Annotated in this window: 23 protein-coding genes; 20 read left to right on the forward strand and 3 right to left on the reverse strand. The window is 44.1% G+C overall.

Annotated elements, in window-relative coordinates; genetic code table 11:
• Positions 1-54 precede the first annotated feature (54 nt).
• From A1QO_RS00355 to map, 3 genes are all read right to left on the reverse strand, one after another.
• Positions 55-438: a DUF3461 family protein gene (locus A1QO_RS00355; protein ID WP_017035061.1), complete on the reverse strand. Its 384-nt coding sequence runs from the start codon at positions 436-438 to the stop codon at positions 55-57.
• A gap of 117 nt (positions 439-555) precedes the next feature.
• On the reverse strand, positions 556-3,180 hold the full coding sequence (gene glnD, locus A1QO_RS00360) for a bifunctional uridylyltransferase/uridylyl-removing protein GlnD (protein ID WP_017039576.1): 2,625 nt from the start codon (positions 3,178-3,180) through the stop codon (positions 556-558).
• Positions 3,181-3,279: 99 nt separating this feature from the next.
• Positions 3,280-4,155, reverse strand: coding sequence for a type I methionyl aminopeptidase (gene map, locus A1QO_RS00365; RefSeq protein WP_026026855.1), 876 nt, complete (start codon positions 4,153-4,155; stop codon positions 3,280-3,282).
• 395 nt (positions 4,156-4,550) lie between these two features.
• On the opposite strand from map, the gene rpsB reads away from it, so the two are divergent.
• The 20 genes from rpsB (at position 4,551) to glnB (ending at position 26,314) form a co-directional block, all read left to right on the forward strand.
• Positions 4,551-5,282 carry a 30S ribosomal protein S2 gene (gene rpsB / locus A1QO_RS00370; RefSeq protein WP_026026736.1) on the forward strand — a complete coding sequence of 244 codons (732 nt, stop codon included), beginning with the start codon at positions 4,551-4,553 and terminating at the stop codon, positions 5,280-5,282.
• Positions 5,283-5,411: 129 nt separating this feature from the next.
• Positions 5,412-6,257 carry a translation elongation factor Ts gene (gene tsf / locus A1QO_RS00375; protein ID WP_017035065.1) on the forward strand — a complete coding sequence of 282 codons (846 nt, stop codon included), beginning with the start codon at positions 5,412-5,414 and terminating at the stop codon, positions 6,255-6,257.
• Positions 6,258-6,419: 162 nt separating this feature from the next.
• Positions 6,420-7,151, forward strand: a complete 732-nt coding sequence (gene pyrH, locus A1QO_RS00380; protein ID WP_017035066.1) for a UMP kinase — start codon at positions 6,420-6,422, stop codon at positions 7,149-7,151.
• A 97-nt stretch (positions 7,152-7,248) separates the two neighbouring features.
• Positions 7,249-7,806, forward strand: a complete 558-nt coding sequence (gene frr, locus A1QO_RS00385) for a ribosome recycling factor (protein WP_017035067.1) — start codon at positions 7,249-7,251, stop codon at positions 7,804-7,806.
• 89 nt (positions 7,807-7,895) lie between these two features.
• Entirely contained in the window at positions 7,896-8,648 is a 753-nt protein-coding gene (locus tag A1QO_RS00390; protein WP_017035068.1) for an isoprenyl transferase, read from the forward strand.
• A 16-nt stretch (positions 8,649-8,664) separates the two neighbouring features.
• Complete coding sequence (locus tag A1QO_RS00395) at positions 8,665-9,507, forward strand: phosphatidate cytidylyltransferase (protein ID WP_017035069.1); 843 nt, start codon at positions 8,665-8,667, stop codon at positions 9,505-9,507.
• A 46-nt stretch (positions 9,508-9,553) separates the two neighbouring features.
• A complete protein-coding gene (ispC, locus tag A1QO_RS00400) occupies positions 9,554-10,762 on the forward strand; it encodes a 1-deoxy-D-xylulose-5-phosphate reductoisomerase (protein ID WP_017038729.1) in 1,209 nt (402 codons plus the stop codon).
• Complete coding sequence (rseP, locus tag A1QO_RS00405; protein WP_017038730.1) at positions 10,759-12,117, forward strand: sigma E protease regulator RseP; 1,359 nt, start codon at positions 10,759-10,761, stop codon at positions 12,115-12,117. The genes ispC and rseP overlap by 4 nt, the downstream gene beginning before the upstream one ends.
• A gap of 45 nt (positions 12,118-12,162) precedes the next feature.
• Complete coding sequence (gene bamA / locus A1QO_RS00410; RefSeq protein WP_017038731.1) at positions 12,163-14,577, forward strand: outer membrane protein assembly factor BamA; 2,415 nt, start codon at positions 12,163-12,165, stop codon at positions 14,575-14,577.
• A 14-nt stretch (positions 14,578-14,591) separates the two neighbouring features.
• The gene (locus A1QO_RS00415) at positions 14,592-15,101 is read left to right on the forward strand and encodes an OmpH family outer membrane protein (RefSeq protein WP_017035073.1); all 510 of its coding nucleotides are present in this window, start codon (positions 14,592-14,594) and stop codon (positions 15,099-15,101) included.
• A 1-nt stretch (position 15,102) separates the two neighbouring features.
• Complete coding sequence (gene lpxD / locus A1QO_RS00420) at positions 15,103-16,134, forward strand: UDP-3-O-(3-hydroxymyristoyl)glucosamine N-acyltransferase (protein WP_017035074.1); 1,032 nt, start codon at positions 15,103-15,105, stop codon at positions 16,132-16,134.
• Between the two features lie 97 nt (positions 16,135-16,231).
• The gene (gene fabZ, locus A1QO_RS00425; protein ID WP_026026737.1) at positions 16,232-16,684 is read left to right on the forward strand and encodes a 3-hydroxyacyl-ACP dehydratase FabZ; all 453 of its coding nucleotides are present in this window, start codon (positions 16,232-16,234) and stop codon (positions 16,682-16,684) included.
• 1 nt (position 16,685) lies between these two features.
• Positions 16,686-17,474, forward strand: coding sequence for an acyl-ACP--UDP-N-acetylglucosamine O-acyltransferase (gene lpxA / locus A1QO_RS00430; protein ID WP_017035076.1), 789 nt, complete (start codon positions 16,686-16,688; stop codon positions 17,472-17,474).
• A 143-nt stretch (positions 17,475-17,617) separates the two neighbouring features.
• Positions 17,618-18,772, forward strand: coding sequence for a lipid-A-disaccharide synthase (gene lpxB, locus A1QO_RS00435; RefSeq protein ID WP_017040061.1), 1,155 nt, complete (start codon positions 17,618-17,620; stop codon positions 18,770-18,772).
• 9 nt (positions 18,773-18,781) lie between these two features.
• Positions 18,782-19,408 (forward strand): ribonuclease HII, encoded by a 627-nt coding sequence (gene rnhB, locus A1QO_RS00440; protein WP_017040062.1) that lies wholly within the window; start codon positions 18,782-18,784, stop codon positions 19,406-19,408.
• 105 nt (positions 19,409-19,513) lie between these two features.
• Complete coding sequence (gene dnaE / locus A1QO_RS00445; RefSeq protein ID WP_017035079.1) at positions 19,514-22,993, forward strand: DNA polymerase III subunit alpha; 3,480 nt, start codon at positions 19,514-19,516, stop codon at positions 22,991-22,993.
• A gap of 43 nt (positions 22,994-23,036) precedes the next feature.
• The gene (gene accA, locus A1QO_RS00450) at positions 23,037-23,996 is read left to right on the forward strand and encodes an acetyl-CoA carboxylase carboxyl transferase subunit alpha (RefSeq protein WP_017038736.1); all 960 of its coding nucleotides are present in this window, start codon (positions 23,037-23,039) and stop codon (positions 23,994-23,996) included.
• Positions 23,997-24,114: 118 nt separating this feature from the next.
• Positions 24,115-25,482 carry a tRNA lysidine(34) synthetase TilS gene (gene tilS / locus A1QO_RS00455; protein ID WP_017038737.1) on the forward strand — a complete coding sequence of 456 codons (1,368 nt, stop codon included), beginning with the start codon at positions 24,115-24,117 and terminating at the stop codon, positions 25,480-25,482.
• 41 nt (positions 25,483-25,523) lie between these two features.
• On the forward strand, positions 25,524-25,835 hold the full coding sequence (locus A1QO_RS00460; RefSeq protein WP_017035082.1) for a c-type cytochrome: 312 nt from the start codon (positions 25,524-25,526) through the stop codon (positions 25,833-25,835).
• Positions 25,836-25,975: 140 nt separating this feature from the next.
• Positions 25,976-26,314, forward strand: coding sequence for a nitrogen regulatory protein P-II (gene glnB, locus A1QO_RS00465; RefSeq protein WP_017035083.1), 339 nt, complete (start codon positions 25,976-25,978; stop codon positions 26,312-26,314).

Here is a 26,314-nt window from a genome sequence, read left to right on the forward strand (position 1 = left end):
AGGTTCCAACAAGGAGCCTCTTTTTATTGGCATACTGTCGATAATTGATCGTAACTATTTGAGTTTCTCTAAGTCAGATTCAATTTCTGTGATTTTACTAGAAACAACCTTTTCAAGGTGGCGTAAGTCTTTTAATATTTTAGCTTTTACATCCATTTCCGCCAGCTTTTCAGGTTTAGTGACTTTATTTAACTCGTCGATAACCAATGTCAGGTTGCGATTTATTTCAGTCACTTCTTTGTATTGGTGACTTCCGCTATCAACCAGTACATTCTTTATTTGACGTGGATATTTAAATTTGACGCTTTTGGCGAATAACTCGCCCTTCTGCTTATGATAATAGATCTTTAACACATCCTTGTGCGCTTCTTGTCGTAACGAATAACGCTCAATTTGCTTAGGGTTTTGAACCCCTAAGCCTGTGAGGTTTGGAAACATAGGCTACCTCTAACTCGTGATGTTAAATGAATAAAACTCTCATTAATGTAGCAGCCTATATTCGTGGTAGATAGCTGACAATCAAAACAACTGCGCAACTTGTGGGCAAGATCGCGATTAATTGGGTGCTAGCTCTGCGATATTCTCGATGAGCTTATTGCGCAGTTGAATTTGTGCTTCTTCATCTAATCTGGCGCCACTGCCATTGGTTAAAATAAACAAATCTTCTGCACGCTCTCCAATGGTTGTGATTTTTGCAGCGTGTAAACTGATGCCAAGATCAGAGAAGGTCGCGCCCACTGTGGCGAGTAATCCCGGTGTATCCAGTGCGACAAATTCCATCAACGTGCGTTTATTGCTCTTGGTCGGTAGGAAGTCAACTTTAGTCTTCACCGTGAAGTGTTGAAGATTTCTTGGGATACGGCGAGTTTTTATTTTAGTGGGTCTGCCATCTTCGATAACATGAATCAGATGTTTAATGACCGCTTTGTGGCGAGTTTCGTCAATAGACTCGCCGTTCTGATCGAGCACCATAAAGGTATCGAGCACGAAGCCATCTTTGCTGGTCATAACTTGAGCATCGTGAACATTGAGGTTACGCCTATCCAGCTCCGCAACCACGGTAGCGAATAATGCGTTCTGATCTTTACAGTAGACGAACACTTCAGTGCCGCCTCGCGTCGCTTTTTTACTGATCAAAATGACGGGTTTATTGCGATCCTCTTGGTTCAGTAAATGAGTGCAGTGCCACGCAATTTGGGTGTGGGTGTGGCGTAGGAAATAATCGGCTTTGAATCGTTGCCAGAGAACCTCTATTTCTCGCGCAGAGAAGCCTTCTTTACGCAGCAGTGCAGAAGCAAGTTGTTGGTTGTGGCGAATTCTATCACGCACATCGACAGGGTTTTCTAGGCCTCGTCTCAGTGCTCGTTGAGTGGAATAGAAGAGTTCGGCCAATAAGGTTCGTTTCCAGCTGTTCCACAGTTCTGGGTTGGTCGCGCAGATATCCGCAACGGTCAAACACACTAAATATTCAAGATGCTCTTCATCTCGAACTTTCTTTGCAAATTCTGTGATGACTTCAGGATCATAAATATCACGACGTTGAGCGGTGACAGACATCAACAGGTGGTTTTGAACTAGCCAAGAAACCAGTTTTGCTTCTGGTTTTGATAATCCATGCTCGATACAAAATTCGTAAGATTCAGCCGCGCCTATTTCTGAATGATCACCATTTCGACCTTTTCCAATGTCGTGGAAAATGGCGGCGAGCAACAACAACTCTTTTTTATGTATGCGTGGAAACACTTCACAGCAAATCGGATGCTTATCGTGGTTTGCTGGGTCATTAAAACGGTTAATGTGTTTTAGGAGGCGAATACTGTGCTCGTCCACAGTATAAACATGGAAGAGGTCGAATTGCATTTGGCCAACGATTTGGCTCCATTGGGGTAGGTAACTTGCCAGTACCCCAAGCTTATGCATCAGGCTAAATGCTTTGTGAAGGCTGTTAGGGTGACGAACCAGCGCTATAAACTTCTCTCTAGCGGCCGGAATCACATGCAGAAACTTATTCAAGCGTCGTCTTGCTGTGCGCAGTTGTCTCATCGTTGAAGGAGCTACACCTTCGATAGACGAATCGTTAGCGATATGAATAAACATATCAAGGATCGTTTCGGGCCTAGCTTGAAAAAGAGCAGGTTTACGTGCTTCAATCAACTTACCTTTACGCTGAAAATCACTGCTCAGCACAACGGCGTCATATTCTACCCCATTTTCAAGTATCGCCTGATCAAACAACTTGAGCAGCATTTTGTTCAATTCAGCAACGCGACGCAGAGTCCGATAGAACTCTTTCATCATCATCTCGACACCTCGATTACCTTCACCACTAAAGCCAAGACTTTCTGCTACTTGTGCTTGATGCCCAAAGGTGAGTCGGTTGTCGTAACGTTTTAGCTCAATGTGCAGGGCAAAGCGAACTCGCCAAAGGAAGTCCTGACACTCAACCAGTTCTCTATACTCAGCATCGGTTAAAAATCCGTATTTACTCATTTCCAATAGAGAGGTTGCACCGAAATGTCGCCTCGCAACCCAACTCAAAGTATGGATGTCTCGCAAGCCCCCTGGAGTCGATTTGATGTCCGGCTCGAGGTTATAAGTGGTATCGTGATAGCGAGCATGGCGTTGCTTTTGTTCCTGAATTTTTGCTTTGTAAAAGTCGTCACTAGGCCAAAAAGAGGGGGAGTTGATTTGCGTACTTAATTGGCTGAAAGTATCTTCACAACCGCACAGCAATCGTGCTTCTTGTAAATTAGTCGCGACGGTTAAATCTGCCTTACCAATAGTAAGGCATTCATCGACGGTACGAACCGCATGGCCCACTTCTAGTTTTAGATCCCACAACAGCGTAATGAAGGTACTGACTTTTTCGCCAAGGGAGTGGGGAAGTGCTTTTCTTGAAACAATTAAAATATCAATATCAGAAAGAGGGTGCAGCTCTCCTCTGCCATACCCCCCTACCGCCACCAAGCTAATATTCGGCAGTTTATTGAACCCATGCTCCACCCAGATTCGATTGAGCAGCCGATCCATATAGTCTGATCGACCTAATACCAAGTCAGATATTGGGTGGTGAGCGAGAAATTCATTCTTTTGAAAGTCAGAAAAGAGATCAAGTTGCTCCTTGAGAGAAGCTATTGAGAGTTGATCAGTTGAGAAGGTTTGTGGCGATTGATACGGCATATTCAGCGATCCATGCAATGTGAATATCGATATTAAGACAGTTAACTTACCAGATTGAAGGGGATAAAAAAATATCCCTGCTAGGCAGGGATATTAACGTCAGTTTTTCATCAATCTTGGTATGGTCTCTTCGCTGCGAAGAGTGAGTACCTCACAACCATTGGCTGTGACCAGAATGGTGTGCTCCCATTGGGCTGAGTTTTTACCATCCCCGGTATAAACGGTCCAATCATCTTCGGCATCGACACTACAGCCAAATTTGCCCGCATTGATCATAGGTTCAATAGTAAAACAGTGGCCTTCTTTTAAGACTCGACGATCGGAGTTTTTGTAGTGAACAATTTGTGGTTCTTCATGAAATTCGTCCCCGATGCCATGACCACAAAAGTCTTTAACGATTGAAAACTTATTACGAGGGTTCTTCTTGTTGTTTTCTTTGATGTACTTTTCAATTGCCGTACCGATGTCACCGACAGTTGCACCCGGCTTCACCTTGCGCATTCCGACATATAGGGCTTCCTGAGCGACCATACATAAGCGTTTGTCAGCAGGAGAAACGTCACCCACCAAGAACATCTTGGAAGTATCACCATGATAGCCTTGAGGTCGAGTGCTTAAGTCCGCGCCTTCCTCATCAGGAATGATAACTGTGATATCGACATTAAGTATGTCACCATTTTTCAATACAGCGGGTTTCAGTTGACCGTTACTGCCTTTTTCATCTTGAGAGGCAGGGATACCATGACAAACAATATGGTTGATCGAGGTACAAATTGATTTAGGGAAACCATGGTAGTCAAGAGGAGCAGAGTAAGCACCTTTCTCCGTTGCGTAATCATGGCAGAGAGTATTGAGCTCATCGGTTGTTACCCCTTCTTTTATATGGGGTTCAATCATTTCTAGAATTTCGGATGCCAGTTTGCCAGCGATACGCATTCTTTCGATTTCTTTCTGGGTTTTGATTTTTATAGACATTAGCGCTAATTCTCAGCCAGTTTAAGGTGCTCTCGACAATAATGATTCGTATTCTATCAGGAAGTACTGAAAAAGTGTATGCGTCTCAGTGGGCGGTTTTCATTGATAATCGGATCACATCGATAAATAGACTCAGCGGGAAGTCAATCGGTTAGGTTTTTTTACTAGCCATATAGTGTGAAAATATGGTATAAAGCGCGCCGGAATATCGGTCAATTATCTCTATCACTGGCGATAGTGACTGCTGTATTCCACTCACTTTAATTTAATTCACACACATTCCGACACATGTTCCGGGGTGCCTCAACTGTCAAACTATTTGTGCTTAAACAAATAGATGTTAGGGGTCGGAGTCATGGGGAGTGTGGAGGCCTAACCCCATAGAGGATTTTAAAATGGCAACTGTATCAATGCGCGATATGCTTAAAGCTGGTGTTCACTTCGGTCACCAAACTCGTTACTGGAACCCAAAAATGAAGCCATTCATCTTTGGTGCTCGTAACAAAGTTCATATCATCAACCTAGAAAAAACCGTACCAATGTTCAACGAAGCTCTAGCTGAACTGGCTAAAGTTGGCGAGAAAAAAGGTAAAGTTCTTTTTGTTGGTACTAAGCGCGCTGCATCTGAAGCTGTAAAAGAAGCTGCTGTAGCTAGCAACCAGTTTTACGTTAACCACCGTTGGTTAGGTGGTATGCTAACAAACTACAAAACTGTTCGTCAGTCTATCAAACGTCTTAAAGAGCTAGAAGTTCAAATTCAAGACGGTACTTTTGATAAACTTACTAAGAAAGAAGCTCTAATGCGTACTCGTGAAATGGAGAAGCTAGAGAAATCACTTGGTGGTATCAAAGATATGGGCGGCCTACCAGACGCTCTATTCGTAATCGATGCTGATCACGAGCACATTGCAGTTAAAGAAGCTAACAACCTAGGTATCCCAGTTTACGCTATCGTTGATACTAACTCTAACCCAGACGGCGTTGACTACATCATTCCTGGTAATGATGATGCAATCCGTGCAATACAACTTTACCTAAACGCTGTTGCACAAACAGTTGTTGAAGGTCGTAACAAAGATGTAGCTGCTCTTGCTGGCGAAAAAGACGGTTTCGTAGAAGCTGAATAATAGCGGCTCTGAGCCATGCTAAATGGGTACATCTTATAAAGCATGTATCGATTAAGTATTAGTTAGCATCGGGGGCCCAATATAGGCCCCTGATTTTTACCTTATTTCGAATTAACTGAGGAATAGAGAATGGCAACTGTAACTGCTGCTCTAGTAAAAGAACTTCGTGAACGCACAGCTGCGGGCATGATGGAATGTAAAAAAGCACTTGTTGCTGCTGAAGGCGACATTGAGCTAGCGATTGAAAATATGCGTAAATCTGGCGCAGCGAAAGCAGCTAAGAAAGCTGGTAACGTTGCTGCAGAAGGTGCAATCATTATTAAAGAAGCTGACGGTGTTGCTGCGCTTCTTGAAGTAAACTGCCAAACTGACTTCGTAGCAAAAGATTCAGGCTTCCTAGCCTTTGCTAACGAAGTTGCTGAAGTTGCTCTAGCTGAACGTCTAGACATTGAAGCACTTCAAGCTAAGTTTGAAGACGCACGTATTGCTCTAGTAACCAAAATTGGTGAAAACATCGGCATCCGTCGCGTACAGTTCGTTGAAGGTGCAGCTATCGCTTCTTACCGTCACGGTGAGAAAATCGGTGTAGTTGTTGCTGGTGAAGGCGATGCTGAAACACTTAAGCACGTGGCTATGCACGTTGCTGCTTCTAAGCCTGAATTCTTGAATCCATCTGACGTACCTGCTGATGTAGTTGCTAAAGAGAAAGCGGTTCAAGTTGAAATCGCGATGAATGAAGGTAAACCTCAAGAAATCGCTGAGAAAATGGTTATCGGCCGCATGAAGAAATTCACAGGCGAAATCTCTCTAACAGGCCAAGCTTTCATCATGGAACCTAAGAAAACTGTTGGCGATATTCTTAAAGAAAGAAGCGCAACAGTTACTGACTTCGTTCGTCTAGAAGTGGGTGAAGGTATCGAGAAAGCAGCTGAAATGAGCTTTGCTGAAGAAGTAGCAGCGGTTCAAAAAGGTTAATCCTTTTGCATGCTTAATTATTAGACCGTAGCCAAGGCTGCGGTCTTTTTGCGAAAAGCATTTGATGATTTCAGTGATCAATGAATATTGGCAGCGTACACAATACTCAGTATTTATTCATGACCGTTAATCAAAACTATCACTTTTTGGAAGGTAAACTCCATGACTACGAACCCTAAACCTGCGTACCAACGTATCCTGTTAAAACTGAGTGGCGAAGCGCTGCAAGGCGAAGAAGGTTTTGGTATTGACCCTGCAATCCTTGATCGCATGGCTCAAGAAGTAAAAGAATTGGTTGAACTTGGTGTCCAAGTCGGCGTAGTAATCGGTGGTGGTAACCTCTTTAGAGGCGCGGGTCTCGCAGAAGCTGGCATGAACCGTGTCGTGGGTGACCACATGGGAATGCTGGCAACAGTTATGAATGGTTTAGCGATGCGTGATGCGCTTCACCGCGCTTATGTTAATGCGCGTGTTATGTCTGCTATTCCACTTAAAGGTGTCTGCGATGACTATAACTGGGCTGATGCAATTAGCCAGTTACGTCATGGTCGTGTTGTGATTTTTTCAGCCGGAACGGGCAACCCGTTTTTTACAACAGATTCTGCTGCATGTTTGCGCGGAATTGAGATTGAAGCTGACGTGGTTCTCAAAGCGACAAAAGTAGACGGTGTATTTACTGCTGACCCAGTAGCTAACCCTGATGCAGAGTTGTATGATACGCTGTCTTACAACACTATTCTTGAAAAAGAACTTAAAGTCATGGATTTGGCGGCGTTTACGCTAGCGCGTGACCACAAGATGCCAATTCGAGTGTTCAATATGAACAAACCAGGCGCATTGCGTCGCGTGGTTATGGGCGAAACGGAAGGTACACTAATCAGCGACGCCGATTAATGTACGTCTTACTATCACAAGTGTATGGTGGTAGTAGAACTTAGCTTAGAGCCCTAAATGGCTTTCCTATACTAAGAATGAAAATCAAGGTGAAATTGTGATCAACGAGATTAAAACAGACGCGCAAGAGCGCATGGAAAAAAGCGTCGAAGCGCTAAAAAATAACCTGACAAAAATTCGTACTGGTCGTGCACACCCAAGCTTACTTGCTGGCCTTTCCGTCGAGTACTACGGAGCACCAACGCCATTAAATCAGGTAGCGAACGTTGTAGCTGAAGATGCACGTACTTTGTCTATCACTGTGTTTGATAGAGAGCTTGCACCTAAAGTTGAGAAAGCGATTCTAGCTTCTGATCTAGGTTTGAACCCAATGTCAGCGGGCACGGTTATTCGTGTTCCATTACCACCGTTAACTGAAGAGCGTCGTAAAGACTTAGTTAAAATTGTTCGTGGTGAAGCTGAAGGTGGTCGTGTTGCTATCCGTAATATCCGTCGCGATGCTAACGGTGATTTGAAAGGTCTTCTAAAAGACAAAGACATCTCTGAAGATGAAGAACGTAAAGCACAAGACGACATTCAAAAGTTGACTGACGCCGCGATTAAAAAAGTAGACGAAACGTTAGCTGTTAAAGAAAAAGAATTAATGGAAGTGTAAATAAGCACTTTGATTATCTTTAGAAGCGCTGTGTAAATGGCACAGCGCTTTTTTATTCTATATTCACTTCAACCCACCGAACAGCCTCTATGTTAAATACTCAGTTATCAACCGAAGCGTTACCCAAACACATTGCCGTTATTATGGATGGTAATGGTCGCTGGGCTGAAGCCCAAGGTAAGCCGAGAGTTTTTGGCCATAAGAATGGTGTTACTGCAGTTCGTAAGACCATCAGCACCGCAGCCAGACTCGGTATTGAAGCCGTCACGTTATTCGCCTTTAGCAGTGAAAACTGGCGACGCCCAGAGGAAGAGGTTGGTGTATTGATGGAGTTGTTTATCACTGTATTATCAACAGAGATAAAAAAGCTGCATAAAAATAATCTTCGTTTACGTATTATTGGTGACAAGAGTCGCTTCAGTGAACGTTTACAGAAAAAAATCAGTCAAGCCGAAGAAAAAACGGCAGACAATACGGGCATGGTTATCAATATTGCCGCAAATTATGGTGGGCAGTGGGACATTACGCAGGCAATGAAAAAGCTTGCGAAAGAAGTTGAGCAGGGGAAACTCAGCTCAGATCTGATCAATGAAGATCTTATTTCATCTCATTTAACCATGTCCGATATTCCGGATGTTGATTTGCTGATCCGAACGGGTGGAGAGTGTCGAATCAGTAACTTTATGTTATGGCAATTAGCTTATGCAGAGCTTTACTTTACGCCAATTTATTGGCCAGAATTTAGTGAAGATAACCTAATTGAAGCAGTGACTTGGTTTGTTAATCGTGAACGCCGTTTTGGGTGTACAGGAAACCAAATCAAAGCATTGATGGAAAATTAATAAAGGATCCATTAGTTTGAAGCAACGAATTATTACCGCACTCATTCTGGCTCCCCTGGTTATCTTAGGGATTTTTGAGCTTCCGCTGTCTTTATTTGTCATCGCGATCGCGGCAGTTACTGGGATAGGCTTCTGGGAATGGACTCAATTTGTCGAGCACAAATCTCGTCTTCGTGCATTAGTTCCTTCATTATTTATTGCCGCATTAAGCTTTGTTGTCATTGCCTTTGATGCAAAAAGCTTGAATGCGTTACTGCCTACGCATTATTTTGTGTTGGCGCTAGGCAGCGCTTGGTGGCTTTATGCCAGTGCGCTCGCGATTACTTACCCACGCTCTAGCCAATCTTGGCAAGCTTCTAATTTTTTAAGACACGCTTTTGGCTTGCTAACACTGCTACCTTTTTTGTGGAGTATTCTGATATTAAGAGCCCAAGGTATTGAAACTGATGTCTATTATGGCGCTAAGCTTGTTCTATTTGTGTGCTTGATTGTCTGGGCGGCGGATAGTGGTGCATACTTTGCTGGAAGAGCGTTTGGAAGAAGAAAAATGGCGCCATCAGTAAGTCCAAACAAAACGATAGAGGGGCTCGTTGGTGGAATTATTACGGCTATCATCGTTGGCTGGTTTACCGCACAATGGTTTGGAATCGAATTTACGAGCTCCGCTTCTATGGTAGTGATTACGCTAATAACCGTGATTATTTCAGTGCTTGGTGATTTGGTCGAAAGTATGTTCAAGCGCGTTTCTGGTATCAAAGATAGCAGCAACATTATCCCAGGGCACGGTGGAGTTTTAGACAGAATAGATAGCTTAACGGCTGCGTTCCCTGTTTTTGCTTTTCTTTACTTCATCTTTTAATGAATAGGTAAGTGTTTACTTACCTCTCGAAATTACGGTTATAGTGATGCGTAAGCTAACGATTTTAGGCGCTACAGGCTCAATTGGTGCAAGCACATTAAAAGTGGTAGAGCAGAACCCTGAGCAATTCTCTGTGGTTGCTTTAGCCGCAAGCAGCAATGTGGATAAAATGCTGGAGTTATGCGTCAAGTGGCAACCGAAATACGCGGTCATGGCGGATTTAAAAGCCGCCTCTTTGTTGAAAACCAAGCTATCATCTATCGCCCCTCGTATAGAGGTTTTGGCTGGGCCTGAAGCAACGTGTCACGTTGCTGAATTTAACGAGGTAGATACGGTTATGGCCGCTATTGTTGGAGCAGCTGGATTGCTGCCTACGATGGCAGCGATTAGAGCGGGCAAGCGAGTGTTACTGGCAAACAAAGAAGCCTTGGTTATGTCTGGCCAGCTTTTTATTGATGCGGTTAAACAGCATGGCGCAGAACTGCTTCCTGTGGATAGCGAGCACAATGCCATTTTTCAATGCTTACCAAGTGAGATTCAAACAACCTTAGGTCATTGCGATCTCACACAGCACGGTGTTCAGCATATCTTATTAACGGGCTCTGGCGGCCCATTTCGTTATACCGAAGTTTCATCGCTGATTCATGTCACACCGGAGCAGGCGATTGCTCACCCTAACTGGTCTATGGGGCCTAAAATATCGGTCGATTCAGCAACCATGATGAATAAAGGGCTGGAGTATATCGAGGCGAAGTGGTTGTTTAATGCTAAACAATCTGAGCTGAAAGTGATCATCCATCCTCAATCGGTTATTCATTCTATGGTCCAATTTCGTGATGGTTCTGTGATTGCCCAGATGGGAGAGCCTGATATGGCCACTCCGATAGCATCGGCAATGGCTTATCCAAAACGCGTGAGTTCCGGTGTTTCTGCTCTAGATTTTACCCGCCTTAGTGAGCTGACTTTCATAGAACCTGATTACTCTCGCTACCCATGTTTGAAGCTGGCGATAGATGCTTGTTATGAAGGGCAGCACCTGACAACCGCGCTAAATGCAGCGAATGAAGTAACGGTTGAGGCTTTCTTACAACGACAATTAGGGTTTACCGATATCGCTCGAGTTAATGAAATCGTCATGTCTAAAGTCTGTGCAATCGACTCTTATTCCGCGCCATTGGACTTGGAAAGCTTGCTTGAGGTAGATAAGATGGCTCGGGAAATGACGAATCAGATATTACGAGAGCGTACAGCATGACAGGAATACTGTGGAATTTTGCCTCCTTTGTGATTGCGCTGGGCATTCTAGTTGCCGTGCATGAATTTGGCCACTTTTGGGTCGCTCGCCGCTGCGGAGTCAAAGTCGAAAAGTTTTCTATTGGCTTTGGCAAATCTCTATGGCGGAAGGTAGGGAAAGATGGAACAGAATACAGCCTTTCAATGATCCCTCTTGGCGGCTATGTCAAAATGGTAGACAGCCGTGTTGATGAGATTCCCCCAGAACAATACCATGTAGCTTTCGATAAAAAGCCGTTATTGCAGAGAACAGCCATTGTCGCTGCTGGACCAATATTTAATTTCCTATTTGCGATTTTCGCCTACTGGGCAGTCTTTTTAATTGGGGTTCCCGCGGTTAAGCCGGTTATTGGTGAAGTAACACCTTATTCTATTGCAGCGAATGCAGGCCTTAAGCCGGGTATGGAACTTACCGCTGTCTCTGGCGTCAAAACCCGTGATTGGGAGTCGGTGAATATGGGTATCATCGCTCATATTGGCGATGATAACTTAACGTTCACGGTATCGTCAGAAGAAGGTGTGGGCGTATCACAAATTAAGACTCTTGATTTATCTGAGTGGAACTTTGACCCAGAAAAGCAGTCTGCTATGGGGACATTAGGGTTTATGCCTTATCGACCAGAGGTTTCCATGACGTTGGCTAATGTTTCAGAGGGCAGCGCTGGTGATCGTGCAGGACTTGAAGTGGGTGATACACTGCTTGCAGCAGACCAGGTTGAATTGAACAATTGGCAGCAGTTAGTTGAGGTCATTCAAAGTAAACCAGAACAACCCATTGAATTATTGATTGAACGAGACAACGAAAATCGTACTATCACATTAACTCCCGGGCGTCGTGATGATCACCAGGGCAAGTCGATAGGTTTTGCGGGAATCGCTTCGGAAGTCTCAGAATGGCCTGAAAAATATCGATTTGAACTGCAATATGGTGTATTTGAATCTATCGGTAAGTCGATTGAGAAAACCGGTCAGGTTATTAATTTAACGGCGACCATGTTGAAGAAATTGGTGGTCGGTGATGTCGGTCTAAATAATTTGAGTGGCCCAATTTCTATCGCAAAAGGGGCTGGTACAACCGCTGATTATGGGCTCGTATACTTTTTAGGCTTTTTAGCGCTCATCAGTATCAATTTAGGCATTATTAATTTAGTACCATTGCCAATGTTAGACGGTGGTCATTTGCTGTTTTTTGCTATTGAAGCAATCATTCGTCGCCCAGTGCCAGAAAAGGTACAAGAAATGGGTTTTCGAATCGGTGGTGCTGTTATTTTGTCATTTATGGCAATCGCAATTTTTAATGATTTTTCTCGCCTGTAAGCAAGGCTCAGGTTGTAGTGTAGTAAAGGAATAGCTAAGACAAATATGGCGATTAAAAAGATTCTGTTTGCAACGTTGTTAGCAACAAGCGTATCGGCAAATAGCGCAGAGAACTTTGTTGTTCAAGATATCAAGATCGACGGATTACAGCGTGTGGCACTTGGTGCAGCGTTACTGCAGATGCCCGTCCGAATTGGCGATGAGATCGACAGTCAAAATGTTGCTGAGATTATTCAATCTCTCTATGCATCGGGTAATTTCGAAGATGTTCAAGTTTTACGTGATAACGATGTGCTCGTTATTCAAGTGAAAGAGCGCCCTACGATTGCCAGTATCTCTTTCTCAGGTAACAAAGCGATCAAAGAAGAGCAGCTTCAGCAAAACTTAGACGCTTCAGGTATTCGACAAGGTGAAGCACTTGATCGGACAACTCTCGCTAATATCGAGAAAGGTCTTGAAGATTTCTATTACAGCGTGGGTAAATATAACGCAACGGTTCAGGCTGTTGTCACGCCTTTACCGCGAAATCGTTCTGATTTGAAGTTTGTTTTTACCGAAGGTGTTTCCGCTAAAATCAAGCAAATTAACTTTATTGGTAACACGGTCTTTAACGATAAAGAGTTAGTCGGGCGTTTTAACTTGAATGTTGACGTTGCATGGTGGAACTTCCTTGCTGATGATAAATACCAGAAGCAAGTCTTGGCTGCTGATATCGAATCACTTCGCTCGTTCTATTTGGATCGTGGCTACTTGAAGTTTCAAGTAGACTCAACGCAGGTGGCAATCTCTCCTGATAAAAAAGGCGTATACATTACCTTAGGTATTAACGAAGGTGATGCTTATACGATTAAAGATGTTAGCTTCCGTGGCGAACTGATTGGTAAGAGATCTGAATTTGAAGAGATGATTCCGTTTGATTTAGGTTCGGTTTACAACGGTTCATCGGTTACCCAGTTAGAAGAAGAGATCAAGCGTGTTCTGGGTGAAGCTGGTTATGCGTATCCGCAAGTCAGAACCTTGCCAGATTTTAATGATGAAACGAACGAAGTTTCGCTAGTGATTGACGTCGAAGCGGGTAATCGTATCTATGTTCGTGATATTCGATTTGTCGGTAACAACTCAACGCGCGATGAAGTCATGCGTCGTGAAATGCGTCAAATGGAAGGAAGCTGGTTAAACTCAAAATCAATCGAAACGGGCAAGACTCGATTAAATCGATTAGGTTTCTTTGAAACGGTAAACGTACAAACCGTGCGTGTTCCTGGAAGTGAGGACCAAGTTGATCTTGTTTATGATGTGAAAGAAGCGAACTCAGGCAGCATTAACTTTGGTGTCGGCTACGGTACTGAATCGGGTGTGAGCTTCCAAGTCGGTTTGCAGCAAGATAACTTTATTGGTTCAGGTAATCGTGTGGGCATAAACGCGATGATGAACGATTATCAAAAGAACGTCAGTTTAGATTACCGTGACCCGTATTGGACGCTCGATGGTGTCAGTCTGGGGGGTAAAATCTTCTACAACGAATTTGAAGCTTCTGAAGCGGGTATCGTTGATTATACCAATGAAAGCTACGGGGTCAGTATGACACTGGGTAGCTGGGCGAATGAGGTGAACTTTTTTGAACTGGGTGTAGGCTATACCCACAACAAGATCGGTAACTTATCGCCTTACTTGCAAGTTGAGCAGTTCTTAGCGTCACAAGCCAGTAATATTGATAATTCAGGCTCATTGAATACCAATGACTTCGATATTAATATTTCCTGGACTCGTAACCAATTAAACCGTGGTTACTTCCCGACAGCGGGTAACCACCAACGAGCATTTTATAAAATGACCGTACCTGGCTCTGACGTACAGTACTTCAAAGTTCAGTATGATATTCGCCAGTACTTCCCGTTGACGCAAAAGCATGACTTCGCCTTGTTGATGCGCGGTCGCTTGGGGTACGGCAATGGCTACGGTCAAACCGATGGGCAAGACAATTTGTTCCCATTCTATGAGAACTACTACGCCGGTGGCTTTACTTCGCTGCGTGGCTTTGGGTCAAACTCAGCCGGTCCGAAAGCGGTTTATCGTGATTACTCTGGCTCAAATAATGGTACAGATACCGCGACAGATGACTCAGTAGGGGGTAACGCTGTTGCCTTAGCCAGTCTGGAATTGATTTTCCCAACACCGTTTGCGTCAGATGAAGTACGCAGCCAAATTCGAACAAGCTTATTTATTGATGCGGCAAGCGTGTGGGATACCGAGTTTGACTATCGTGATTCAGGTGCCGAATATGGCAGTGACTACTATTACGATTACTCAGATCCAACCAATTATCGTGCGTCTTACGGCGCAGCATTACAGTGGATGTCGCCGATGGGCCCTCTGGTCTTCTCGTTGGCATCACCTATTAAGAGTTTTGAGGGTGATGACGAAGAGGTATTCACTTTCACTATTGGCAGAACCTTCTAATAAAGGAAATTACTTTGAAAAATATCATGAAAGCGGCTGGTGTTAGCCTTGTTGTTTTAAGCACATCAATGTTTGCACACGCAGCAGAAGCAGCACAAAAAATAGGTTATGTTAATTCGGCTCAAATTTTTCAAGCACTTCCACAACGAGAAGTGGTATTGCAAAAAATGCAAGAAGAGTTCAAAGATCGTGCAGCGGAACTTCAAACGATTCAAGCTCAAGCTAAGACTAAAATGGAAAAGCTACAGCGTGATGGTGAATTGCTGGGCCAAGAGGAAGTTGAAAAACTTCGTGTTGAGATTAGCCAACTAGAAAGTAACTTCCAAATCAAAGGTAAGTCGTTAGAGCAAGCGTCAGCACGTCGTGAAGCAGAAGAGAAGCAAAAATTGTTTAAACTGATTCAAGACGCGGTTAACAAAGTGGCTGAAAAAGAAGGCTATGACCTTATTATTGAAGCGCAGGCTCTACAGTACGCGAAGCCTGAATACAATATTTCTGAAAAAGTCATCGACTCACTAAAATAATATGTTGAAACTAACACTTGCCGAATTGGCTACGATAACGGGTGGAGAACTGTATGGGGACGCAAGTGCTACTGTGTCTACCGTTGCTCCGATGGACAAAGCCGTTGAAGGTACCGTCACTTTCTTATCTAATGTTAAGTATGCCAAGCACTTAAATGATTGTCTTGCGACGGTTGTGATGGTGAAAGAAGCACAGCGGGAACATTTTGAGGGTAATGTTTTAGTCGTTGACGATCCTTATATTGCGTTTGCAAAAGTGGCTCAAGCATTAGATACAACGCCTTCTGCTGCTCAAGGTATTGCAGCTTCAGCGGCCATCGCTTCTGATGCGGTGATCGGTCAGAATGTTTCAATCGGTGCTAATGCAACGATTGAATCTGGGGTAACGCTGAGTGATAACGTGGTTATCGGTGCTGGCTGTTTTGTGGGTAAGAATGCATCCATCGGCTCTAACACTCAACTGTGGGCGAATGTTTCTATCTACCATAGTGTCGCTATTGGCAGTGATTGCTTGATTCAATCTAATACTGTTATTGGTGCCGATGGTTTTGGTTATGCCAATGAAAAAGGTGAGTGGGTCAAAATCCCTCAACTCGGTACGGTCCGAATCGGTAATCGTGTGGAAATTGGCGCATGTACGACAATAGACCGCGGTGCGTTAGATGACACTGTGATTGAAGATAACGTTATTATCGACAATCAGATCCAAATCGCGCATAACGTGCACATCGGATATGGTACAGCCATGGCGGGTGGTACGATTGTCGCTGGCAGTACAACCATAGGTAAATATTGCATCATTGGTGGCGGAACGGTTATCAACGGGCATATTGAAATCGTTGATGGGGTCACTATCACCGGTATGGGCATGGTGATGAGAGGCATTTCTGAAAAAGGCATGTACTCTTCAGGCATTCCATTACAGCCTAATCGTGAGTGGCGAAAAACGGCCACGCGTGTTCACCGCATTGATGAGATGAACAAACGTTTGAAGGCTGTCGAGAAACAATTGGAACCGAAAGCGGAATCCTAATTCCATCTTTCTAGCAAAAGGCTCGCGAAAAGCGAGTCTTTTTCGTCTATTATATTGAGCAAATAATTTTAAAGTTTTACGAAATAGGAATATGACTTTGACTACTGAAAATAAAACGATGAACATTACTGAAATTCAGGAGTTACTTCCTCATCGCTACCCATTCTTACTCATTGACCGTGTGACGGATTATGAAGAAGCTAAACACTTAACGGCGATTAAAAATGTATCAGTAAACGAGCCACAGTTCACCGGTCATTTTCCACAGCTGCCTGTATTCCCTGGTGTGTTGATTCTAGAAGCCATGGCACAAGCCACGGGCCTATTGGGTTTCAAATCGTTTGGTGCGCCAGCTGATAACGAGCTTTACTACTTTGCGAGTGTTGATAAAGCGAAATTCCGTAAACCCGTTGTTCCCGGTGATCAAATGGTGATCAAAGTTGAATTTATTAAAGAGCGTCGCGGTATTGCTGCCTTTAATGGTGTAGCGACTGTCGATGGTGTCGTGGTCTGTTCTGCTGAGCTAAAATGTGCTCGCCGAGAGTTCTAATATGATTCATGAAACTGCAAAAATTCATCCATCAGCGGTTATTGAGGGTGAAGTAACAATCGAAGCCAATGTGACCGTGGGGCCGTTTACCTATATTTCAGGAAACGTTGTCATTGGTGAGAACACTGAAATCATGTCGCACATCGTGATCAAAGGTAATACGACAATCGGTAAAGATAATCGTATTTTCCCTTACGCCATTATTGGTGAAGAGAATCAAGATAAAAAGTACGGTGGTGAGGCGACAACGGTGGTTGTTGGTGACCGAAATGTGATTCGTGAAAGTGTTCAGATTCACCGTGGTACCACGCAAGATAAAGCGACCACAGTGATTGGTGACGATAACCTACTGTGTGTTAATGCGCATATTGCCCATGATGTCATCGTTGGTAACCACACTCACATCGGTAACAACGCCATTTTAGGTGGTCATGTTACCGTTGGTGACCATGCTGGCGTGATGGCTTTATCGGCTATCCATCCTTTCTGCTCTGTCGGTGCGTACTCTTACGTGGGGGGATGTTCCGCTGTTGTGCAAGATGTGCTTCCATATGTGCTTGCACAAGGAAACCACGCAACGCCATTTGGCTTGAACCTAGTCGGTTTGAAGCGTAATGGTTTTGAAAGAACAGAGATCAGAGCACTGCAAAAAGCGTATAAGGAAATCTACCGAGCCGGTAAAACGCTAGAAGAAGCGAAACCAGTATTGCTTGAAATGGCGGCAGAGTTCCCATCAATCAAGCCGATGATCGATATGCTTGAGAGTTCGGAACGCGGTATCATTCGATAATTGCGTTAAGTATATTAAGAAAAGATCGCTAAATTCAGCGATCTTTTTTATTTTAAGTGCCAATAAAACTACCGTTTTTAAAAACCAATGACACAAGCTACCCCCGTTCCTAAAAATACCTCCAAACAAAAGGTGCCACATAAATGACGAAACAAACTAACAAGCCCTTAAGAATCGGCATCGTTGCTGGCGAACTGTCGGGGGATACGCTAGGCGAAGGGTTTATTCGGTCTATAAAAGCCCAATATCCTGACGCAGAATTTGTCGGTATTGGCGGTCCCAAAATGATGGCTCAAGGTTGTGAATCTTTGTTTGAAATGGAAGAGCTTGCCGTGATGGGGTTGGTTGAAGTGCTTGGCCGCTTACCGCGATTACTTCATGTGAAAAAGGAACTGGTTAAGTATTTTATCCAAAATCCAGTGGATGTTTTTGTTGGAATAGATGCCCCTGATTTCAATCTAAGGTTAGAAAAAACACTGAAAGACGCTGGAATAAAAACGGTCCACTATGTCAGCCCTTCCGTTTGGGCCTGGCGACCAAAGCGTATCTTCAAAATTGATGCAGCAACGGATCTGGTGTTAGCATTTTTGCCTTTTGAAAAAGCGTTTTATGATAAATACAATGTGGCTTGTGAATTCATTGGGCACACACTGGCTGACGCTATCCCGCTTGTGAGTGATAAAGCTCAAGCCAGATCGTTGTTACAGTTGGAGCAAGACAGAAAGTGGCTTGCGGTTCTTCCTGGAAGCCGTGGTGGAGAAGTCGCTCTAATTGCCAAACCATTTATTGAAACTTGTCAGAGAGTCCACAAAAAATACCCCGATATGGGGTTTGTGGTCGCCGCGGTCAATAAAAAGCGCCGTGAGCAGTTTGAACGTATTTGGCAGGCTACAGCTCCTGAACTTGAATTTGTCATTATTGAAGATACCGCACGTAATGTGATGACCGCTGCTGATGCGGTATTGCTGGCTTCAGGGACGGTTGCTCTGGAATGTATGTTGGTGAAACGCCCGATGGTGGTGGGTTACCAAGTCAATAAATTAACCGGGTGGATTGCTCAAAAGCTATCGATTACCGAATTTGTCTCGCTGCCAAATGTGTTGGCGGGCAAAGAATTAGTCAAAGAGTTTATTCAAGAAGAATGCCACCCCGATTTTCTCTTCCCCGCGATGGAGAAGGTGATCGAAAATGACAATTCTGAACTGATGAATACGTTCACTGAAATGCACCAGTGGATCCAAAAAGATGCCGATCAGCAAGCAGCAGCGGCAGTATTAAAGTTGATAGAGAAACAGTAAGGTCGGGTTATGGCGGTAAATAAAGCAGTAAAAACAGTACTTCCTCCATTCGAATATCCTATGGGTTATCAATTGGTTGCTGGGGTCGATGAAGTTGGGCGAGGCCCGTTGGTCGGCGATGTCGTCACAGCTGCTGTTATTCTTGATCCTAATAATCCCATTGCAGGATTAAACGATTCTAAGAAGTTATCTGAGAAAAAACGCTTAGCACTGTTACCTGAAATTAAACAAAAAGCGTTGGCTTGGTCAGTGGGTCGCTGCTCGCCACAAGAAATCGATGAACTGAATATCTTACAGGCCACTATGGTGGCGATGCAAAGAGCGGTAGCAGGACTCGCCATCAAACCTGACCTCACGCTTATTGATGGGAATAAAGTGCCTCAACTCGATATGGACGCGCAAGCTGTGGTCAAAGGCGATTTACGCGTGGCCGAAATTAGCGCTGCATCAATTATTGCCAAAGTGGTACGCGACCAAGAAATGGAAGCCTTAGATAAAATATATCCACAGTTTGGCTTTGCGAAACACAAAGGATACCCGACAAAAGCGCACTTTGCGGCGATTGAAGAGTTTGGCGTGATTGAAGAACACCGTAAAAGCTTCAAACCTGTAAAAAGAGTTTTGGGATTAAAGTAGTCAGCCCCTTTATTCCTCTCGTCAATGACGTAAAATAGCGAAAGCTTCTACTTAATATGATATTAGCGGCATTAAAACAGAGCGATGCCGCTTAGGAAACCATCCATGTCAGATCCCAAGTTTATTCATCTTCGTGTTCACAGTGACTACTCCATGGTCGATGGCTTATCCAAAGTCCCACCGTTGGTAAAGAAAGTCGCTGAAATGGGCATGCCCGCTATGGCTCTGACCGATTTTACCAACTTGTGTGGTTTGGTTAAGTTTTATGGAACCGCTCATAACTGCGGGATTAAACCGATCATTGGTGCGGATTTCTCGGTTCGATCGAACGAATTTGGTGATGAGTTTTCTAAGCTGACCATTCTCGCGTCCAGTAATATTGGTTATAAAAACCTCACACTGCTTATCTCAAAAGCTTATCTTCGTGGGCAAGTACTTCACCAGACCGTTATTGATAAAGAGTGGCTCATTGAGCTGTCCGAAGGGCTAATTATTCTCTCTGGCGGTAAACATGGTGATATTGGTAAAGCCTTGTTGAAAGGCAACAACGAACTTGTCGAAGAGTGTGTTGCCTTTTATAAAACACATTTTGCTGATCGTTTCTATCTAGAGCTGATACGAACAGGTCGTGTGGATGAAGAGACCTATTTGCACTTTGCCGTAGAACTAGCGGAACAGCGAGATCTTCCAGTTGTTGCGACCAATGAAGTGGTGTTTTTAACCGAAGACCTTTTTGAAGCCCATGAAATACGCGTTGCGATTCACGACGGCTTTACGCTAGAAGACCCAAGGCGTCCAAAAAATTACAGTGCACAGCAATATTTGCGTACTGAAGAGGAAATGTGCGAGCTGTTCGCTGATATACCAGAAGCACTGCAAAACAGCGTAGAAATTGCCAAGCGCTGTAATGTTACCGTTCGTTTAGGAGAGTATTTTCTACCTAATTTCCCAACCGAAGGTTTAAAAATCGAAGACTTCTTGATCAAAAAATCTCAGGAAGGATTAGAAAGACGTTTAGCATTTTTATTTCCCGATGAAGAAATTCGCGCACAAAAACGCCCTGAATACGATGAACGTTTAGCCATAGAGCTCGAAGTTATTAATAACATGGGTTTCCCAGGCTACTTCCTTATCGTTATGGAATTTATTCAGTGGTCCAAAGATAACGATGTTCCTGTGGGGCCTGGGCGAGGTTCTGGTGCGGGTTCTTTAGTGGCATACGCGCTTGATATCACCGATCTCGATCCACTTGAATACGATTTACTTTTCGAACGTTTCTTAAACCCAGAACGTGTTTCCATGCCCGATTTCGATATCGACTTTTGTATGGATAAACGTGATCAGGTGATTGACCATGTAGCAGAAATGTATGGCCGTGATGCGGTATCCCAAATCATTACGTTTGGAACCATGGCTGCAAAGGCGGTTATTCGAGATGTAGGGCGAGTCCTTGGTCATCCGTTTGGCTTTGTCGACCGTCTCTCTAAGTTGATTCCGCCAGATCCAGGCATGACATTGGCAAAAGCATTTGATGCTGAGCCTGCGCTGCCTGAGCTTTATAACAACGATGATGAAGTTAAAGAGCTCATCGATAAGTGCCGAATTTTAGAAGGGTGTACCCGAAACGCAGGTAAGCACGCTGGTGGTGTGGTTATCTCGCCAACCACCATTACTGACTTCGCACCTCTGTATTGTGATTCGGAAGGGAATTTTCCGGTTACCCAGTTTGATAAGAATGATGTCGAAACTGCGGGTTTAGTTAAATTCGATTTCTTAGGGCTTCGAACGTTAACGATCATTGACTGGGCGCTAGGGCTCGTGAATCCACGTTTAGCCAAAGAAGGCAAAGATCCGATTCGAATTGAGTCTATTCCACTCGACGACCAAGCCTCATTTAACCTGTTACAAAACTCTGAAACAACGGCGGTATTCCAGCTGGAATCCCGTGGCATGAAAGACTTGATCAAACGACTTCAACCTGACTGTTTTGAAGACATTATCGCATTGGTTGCCTTGTTCCGCCCGGGTCCGTTGCAATCAGGCATGGTAGATAACTTTATCGACCGTAAGCATGGTCGCGAGGCCGTGTCGTACCCAGATGAAACGTGGCAACACGAATCGCTAAAAGAGACGCTAGAGCCTACTTACGGCATCATCCTGTATCAAGAACAGGTCATGCAGATTGCACAGATCCTCGCTGGCTATACGCTTGGCGGAGCCGATATGCTGCGTCGTGCAATGGGTAAGAAAAAGCCAGAAGAGATGGCCAAGCAGCGTAGCATCTTTAAAGAAGGCTCTATAGCAAACGGTGTCGATGGTGAACTATCGATGAAGATTTTTGACCTAGTAGAAAAATTTGCAGGCTACGGGTTTAACAAATCTCACTCTGCCGCTTATGCTTTGGTTTCTTATCAAACATTGTGGCTTAAAACGCACTATCCAGCCGAGTTCATGGCGGCGGTAATGACGGCAGATATGGACAACACCGAGAAAGTGATCGGCTTGGTTGACGAATGTATCCGCATGAAGCTCAGGTTACTGCCACCGGACATTAACGCGGGGCTATACCGATTTAATGTGGATGAAACCGGTGCGATTGTGTATGGAATCGGCGCAATCAAAGGTGTTGGTGAAGGACCGATTGAAGCGATTTTAGAAGCAAGAAACAACGGCGGCCACTTCAAAGACTTATTTGATTTCTGTGCGCGTATTGATTTAAAGCGTGTCAATAAACGTGTGATAGAAAAACTCATTTACGCGGGGGCACTGGATCGATTAGGACCGCATCGAGCCGCTTTAATGGCGTCGCTCAAAGACGCAGTAAAAGGGGCTAGCCAGCATCATCAAGCAGAAGCATTTGGTCAAGGTGATATGTTTGGTGTGTTGACAGAAGAAGCCGATGTCATCGAGCATAAGTACACAAAAGTGGAACCCTGGCCGGAAAAAGTGTGGTTAGAAGGCGAAAGAGACACGCTAGGCTTGTATTTAACTGGGCATCCGATCAATGCTTATTTGAAAGAGCTAACAAAATACACCAGCTGTCGATTAAAAGACGCAACACCGACAAGACGAGATCAATCCGTGACCATTGCAGGTCTTGTTATTGCTGCAAGAGTGATGACCACTAAGCGAGGCGCTCGCATTGGTTTGATGACAATCGATGACCGTTCTGGCCGAATGGAAGTGATGTTGTACTCAGATGCGCTTGATCGGTATGCAGAATTGTTAGAAAAAGATAAAATACTGGTCATTTCTGGACAGGTCAGCTTTGATGATTTCAATGGTGGTCTTAAAATGTCAGCGCGCGAACTGTTGGATCTAGGAACCGCTCGAGAGAAATATGCTCGAGGTCTATCGGTGTCCATTAATGAATCACAAATAAACAATCAATTTTTTGAGCGCTTTAGCCAAATTCTAGAGCCTCATCGAGCAGGGACCATCCCTGTCAATATATATTATCAGCGACTTGATGCCAGAGCTCGACTCACGCTTGGTACTGAATGGCGAGTGACGCCCAGTGATGTATTGTTAGACGAATTGAAACTGCTACTTGGTCGTAACCAGGTAGAACTCGAATTTAACTAAAATTTAGCCTCATATAGGACGCTAAGTAGAAAAGGATCAATAGATGAGCCTCAACTTTCTTGAATTTGAAAAGCCAATTGCTGAACTAGAAGCAAAAATTGAAGCTTTACGTGATGTATCTCGTCACGGCGGCGATACAGCCGTTGATTTAGATAAAGAAATTCAGCAGCTTGAAAAGAAAAGTTTAGAACTGAAAAAGAAAATCTTTAGTGATCTTGGCGCATGGGAAACCGCTCAACTAGCGCGTCACCCACAGCGTCCTTACACACTGAATTATGTAGAAAGTGTCTTTACCGAGTTTGAAGAGTTGGCAGGTGATCGTGCTTTCGCTGATGACAAAGCGATCGTAGGGGGTATTGCCCGCCTAGAAGGTCGTCCTGTTATGATCATCGGTCACCAGAAAGGCCGTGAAACAAAAGAAAAAGTCATACGTAATTTTGGTATGCCTAAGCCGGAAGGTTACCGCAAGGCGTTACGTCTTATGGAAATGGCAGAGCGCTTTAAGATGCCAATTATAACCTTTATCGATACCGCTGGTGCTTATCCAGGTGTGGGCGCAGAAGAGCGTGGGCAATCTGAAGCCATCGCGAAAAACTTGAAGGTCATGGCTGGCTTAAAAGTGCCTGTTATTTGTAATGTTGTGGGTGAAGGCGGTTCTGGCGGTGCTCTTGCTATCGGTGTGGGCGACTACGTTAACATGCTGCAATATTCGACATACTCGGTTATCTCTCCTGAAGGCTGTGCCTCTATCTTATGGCGTGACTCAGATAAAGCGCCACAAGCGGCAGAAGCGATGGGCCTAATTGCACCACGTTTGAAAGAGCTTGAGTTGATCGATGAAATTATCGAAGAGCCTTTAGGTGGTGCGCATAGAAATTATGCGGAAGTGTCAGAAAACATCAAAGCAACATTGATTAAGCAATTAGAAGAACTAGAGCAGTTTGATAACGACTCATTGTTAGAGCGTCGTTACCAGCGCTTAATGAGTTATGGCTACTGCTAATCATGGTTTAGTAATGAACAAAAGAGCTAACACGGTTAGCTCTTTTTTGTATCTGACGTTTGGTCGTAGTGATGGCTTGACGTAAGATATTTAAGTCAAAGGTCATCAGAGTATTGCAATGAACCCCCTATATACACTTTTTACCCAAGTGATTACCCAGCATAAAAAGCCAGATTCTCGACTCGTACTGGCCTTGAGTGGTGGTGTCGATTCTCGGGTACTACTCGAATTATTGATGCTGTATAAAACTGAATACCCTGACGTAATATGTTTGGCAGTGCATGTTCATCATGGTTTGAGTGAGAATGCCGATGAATGGGTGAGTCAATGTGATCGTTGGTGTCGAGACTTAGACATTCCGCTTGCCGTTGAAAAAGTGGTATTAAAAAAAGACTCTGGTGAAAGCATTGAAAAATTAGCTCGTGATGCTCGCTATTCCGCTCTAGCTAAACACATACACCGTGATGATTTACTGTTGACCGGTCAGCATCGAGATGATCAAGTTGAAACCTTTTTACTGGCTCTCAAGCGTGGCAGTGGCCCTAAAGGGTTATCCTCAATGGCGGAATGTTTACCATTTGAATTAGGTTACCAATTACGTCCATTGTTGACAGCCAGTAGAAAAGAAATTGAACAGTTTGCTCATCAGCAGTCATTGGACTGGATTGAAGACGAAAGCAACCTAGATACTCGATTTGATAGAAACTTTATCCGTCACAGTATTACGCCTCCTTTGCTAGACCGTTGGCCTTCTTTTTCTCAATCGGTACAAAGAAGCGCGGCCTTATGTGCTGAACAAGAAACCTTGCTTGATGAGCTTTTACAACCGGCGTTGATAAAAATGGTTGGCGATGATAATCAGGTGGTCTTATCGACACTTTCCACCTATTCGGTACTTGCCCAAAAGCGATTATTGAGGATGTGGCTTGAGCGTTGTGGCTCCTTGATGCCAAGTCGTCAGCATTTAGAGGCGATTCTTGAGCAAGTGATTGGCGCCAAGAGTGACGCGAATCCTCAGCTTAACCTATTGAATGGCCAGATAAGACGATTTAACAATGGATTGTATTTTATCGCTGACCACTCGGACGTAAGTCAATGGACAGCGCCGTTAAGCCCTAATACCACTCTGTTGCTGCCTGATGGGTTAGGGGAGATCACTCTTAGGCCACATGACTCAGTGCGAGGGAATGACACTTCGGTTGATGCTTGCCAGACGGTCTCTATTCGAGGTGACTATATTGGCTCGTTGAGTGTCATTTTTGACCCGCAGGGGCTAGCGGCGCATCCTTCGTCTCGGGGGCATAGCCGTAAATTGAAAAAGCTGTTTCAAGAGTATCAGGTGCCAAGCTGGTTAAGGCGTCGAACTCCCATCATTATGAATGACAGCCATGTTGTCGCTGTGATGGGGCTTTTTGTAACCAAACCCTACCAAGGGCACGATTGTGAAGTTTATTGGGACAAAAAGTTGGAATTTGTGCAAAAATAACTATAAAGAAAGAAGTATTAAAATAAAAAAAGGGAAAAGCAATGAGAAATGTAGCAATTGGATTGATTCTAGGTATGGGCTTGTTAAGTGGTCATGCATTGGCTGGTGACGTCGCCGCTGGAAAAGCTAAAGCTGCTATTTGTGCTGCATGTCATGGTGCAGATGGTATGGCAATGATTCCAGGTTACCCACACCTAAAAGGACAAAATGAGCAGTACTTAGTGAGCTCGATGAAAGCGTATAAAGATAAGCAGCGTAATGGTGGTCTAGCAGCTGTTATGCAAGCACAGGCAAGTCTATTGAGTGATGAAGATATCGCCAATCTCGCTGCGTATTATTCAAGCTTAAAGTAATACGACAGAACATTTGAGCCCAAGCTATTTGCTTGGGCTTTTTATTTGTGACTATTCAGTTAGTTGATTATTAACAGTCAGTTGATTGTTGATTTTAGCTAGTCAATAATAGGCAGATTATTGACATTTAAGGGATGAAAATGAAAAAGATTGAAGCCATTATTAAGCCGTTTAAATTAGACGATGTACGAGAAGCATTAGCGGAAGTGGGTATTACAGGGATGACAGTTTCTGAAGTGAAAGGCTTCGGACGCCAGAAAGGCCACACTGAACTGTACCGTGGTGCAGAGTACATGGTGGATTTCCTACCTAAGGTAAAGCTTGAGATTGTCGTGACGGATGACGTTGCAGAGCAGTGTGTTGATTCTATTATTGAAACAGCGCAAACGGGAAAAATAGGCGATGGTAAGATCTTCATAACCGATGTGGAACGTGTCGTACGTATTCGTACGGGCGAAGAAGACGAAGAGGCAATCTAA

Origin of the sequence: Vibrio genomosp. F10 str. ZF-129, assembly GCF_000287055.2 — a bacterium.
Classification (GTDB): Bacteria; Pseudomonadota; Gammaproteobacteria; order Enterobacterales; family Vibrionaceae; genus Vibrio.

What these genes read in the sequence shown, in the direction of transcription:
- A1QO_RS00460 (WP_017035082.1), top strand. Translation starts at nt 25,524, where the DNA reads ATGAGAAATGTAGCAATTGGATTGATTCTAGGTATGGGCTTGTTAAGT.
- rpsB (WP_026026736.1), top strand. Translation starts at nt 4,551, where the DNA reads ATGGCAACTGTATCAATGCGCGATATGCTTAAAGCTGGTGTTCACTTC.
- lpxA (WP_017035076.1), top strand. Translation starts at nt 16,686, where the DNA reads ATGATTCATGAAACTGCAAAAATTCATCCATCAGCGGTTATTGAGGGT.
- A1QO_RS00390 (WP_017035068.1), top strand. Translation starts at nt 7,896, where the DNA reads ATGTTAAATACTCAGTTATCAACCGAAGCGTTACCCAAACACATTGCC.
- rnhB (WP_017040062.1), top strand. Translation starts at nt 18,782, where the DNA reads ATGGCGGTAAATAAAGCAGTAAAAACAGTACTTCCTCCATTCGAATAT.
- glnB (WP_017035083.1), top strand. Translation starts at nt 25,976, where the DNA reads ATGAAAAAGATTGAAGCCATTATTAAGCCGTTTAAATTAGACGATGTA.
- A1QO_RS00355 (WP_017035061.1), bottom strand. Translation starts at nt 438, where the DNA reads ATGTTTCCAAACCTCACAGGCTTAGGGGTTCAAAACCCTAAGCAAATT.
- lpxB (WP_017040061.1), top strand. Translation starts at nt 17,618, where the DNA reads ATGACGAAACAAACTAACAAGCCCTTAAGAATCGGCATCGTTGCTGGC.
- tilS (WP_017038737.1), top strand. Translation starts at nt 24,115, where the DNA reads ATGAACCCCCTATATACACTTTTTACCCAAGTGATTACCCAGCATAAA.
- glnD (WP_017039576.1), bottom strand. Translation starts at nt 3,180, where the DNA reads ATGCCGTATCAATCGCCACAAACCTTCTCAACTGATCAACTCTCAATA.
- tsf (WP_017035065.1), top strand. Translation starts at nt 5,412, where the DNA reads ATGGCAACTGTAACTGCTGCTCTAGTAAAAGAACTTCGTGAACGCACA.
- ispC (WP_017038729.1), top strand. Translation starts at nt 9,554, where the DNA reads ATGCGTAAGCTAACGATTTTAGGCGCTACAGGCTCAATTGGTGCAAGC.
- dnaE (WP_017035079.1), top strand. Translation starts at nt 19,514, where the DNA reads ATGTCAGATCCCAAGTTTATTCATCTTCGTGTTCACAGTGACTACTCC.
- pyrH (WP_017035066.1), top strand. Translation starts at nt 6,420, where the DNA reads ATGACTACGAACCCTAAACCTGCGTACCAACGTATCCTGTTAAAACTG.
- accA (WP_017038736.1), top strand. Translation starts at nt 23,037, where the DNA reads ATGAGCCTCAACTTTCTTGAATTTGAAAAGCCAATTGCTGAACTAGAA.
- map (WP_026026855.1), bottom strand. Translation starts at nt 4,155, where the DNA reads ATGTCTATAAAAATCAAAACCCAGAAAGAAATCGAAAGAATGCGTATC.
- lpxD (WP_017035074.1), top strand. Translation starts at nt 15,103, where the DNA reads ATGTTGAAACTAACACTTGCCGAATTGGCTACGATAACGGGTGGAGAA.
- rseP (WP_017038730.1), top strand. Translation starts at nt 10,759, where the DNA reads ATGACAGGAATACTGTGGAATTTTGCCTCCTTTGTGATTGCGCTGGGC.
- bamA (WP_017038731.1), top strand. Translation starts at nt 12,163, where the DNA reads ATGGCGATTAAAAAGATTCTGTTTGCAACGTTGTTAGCAACAAGCGTA.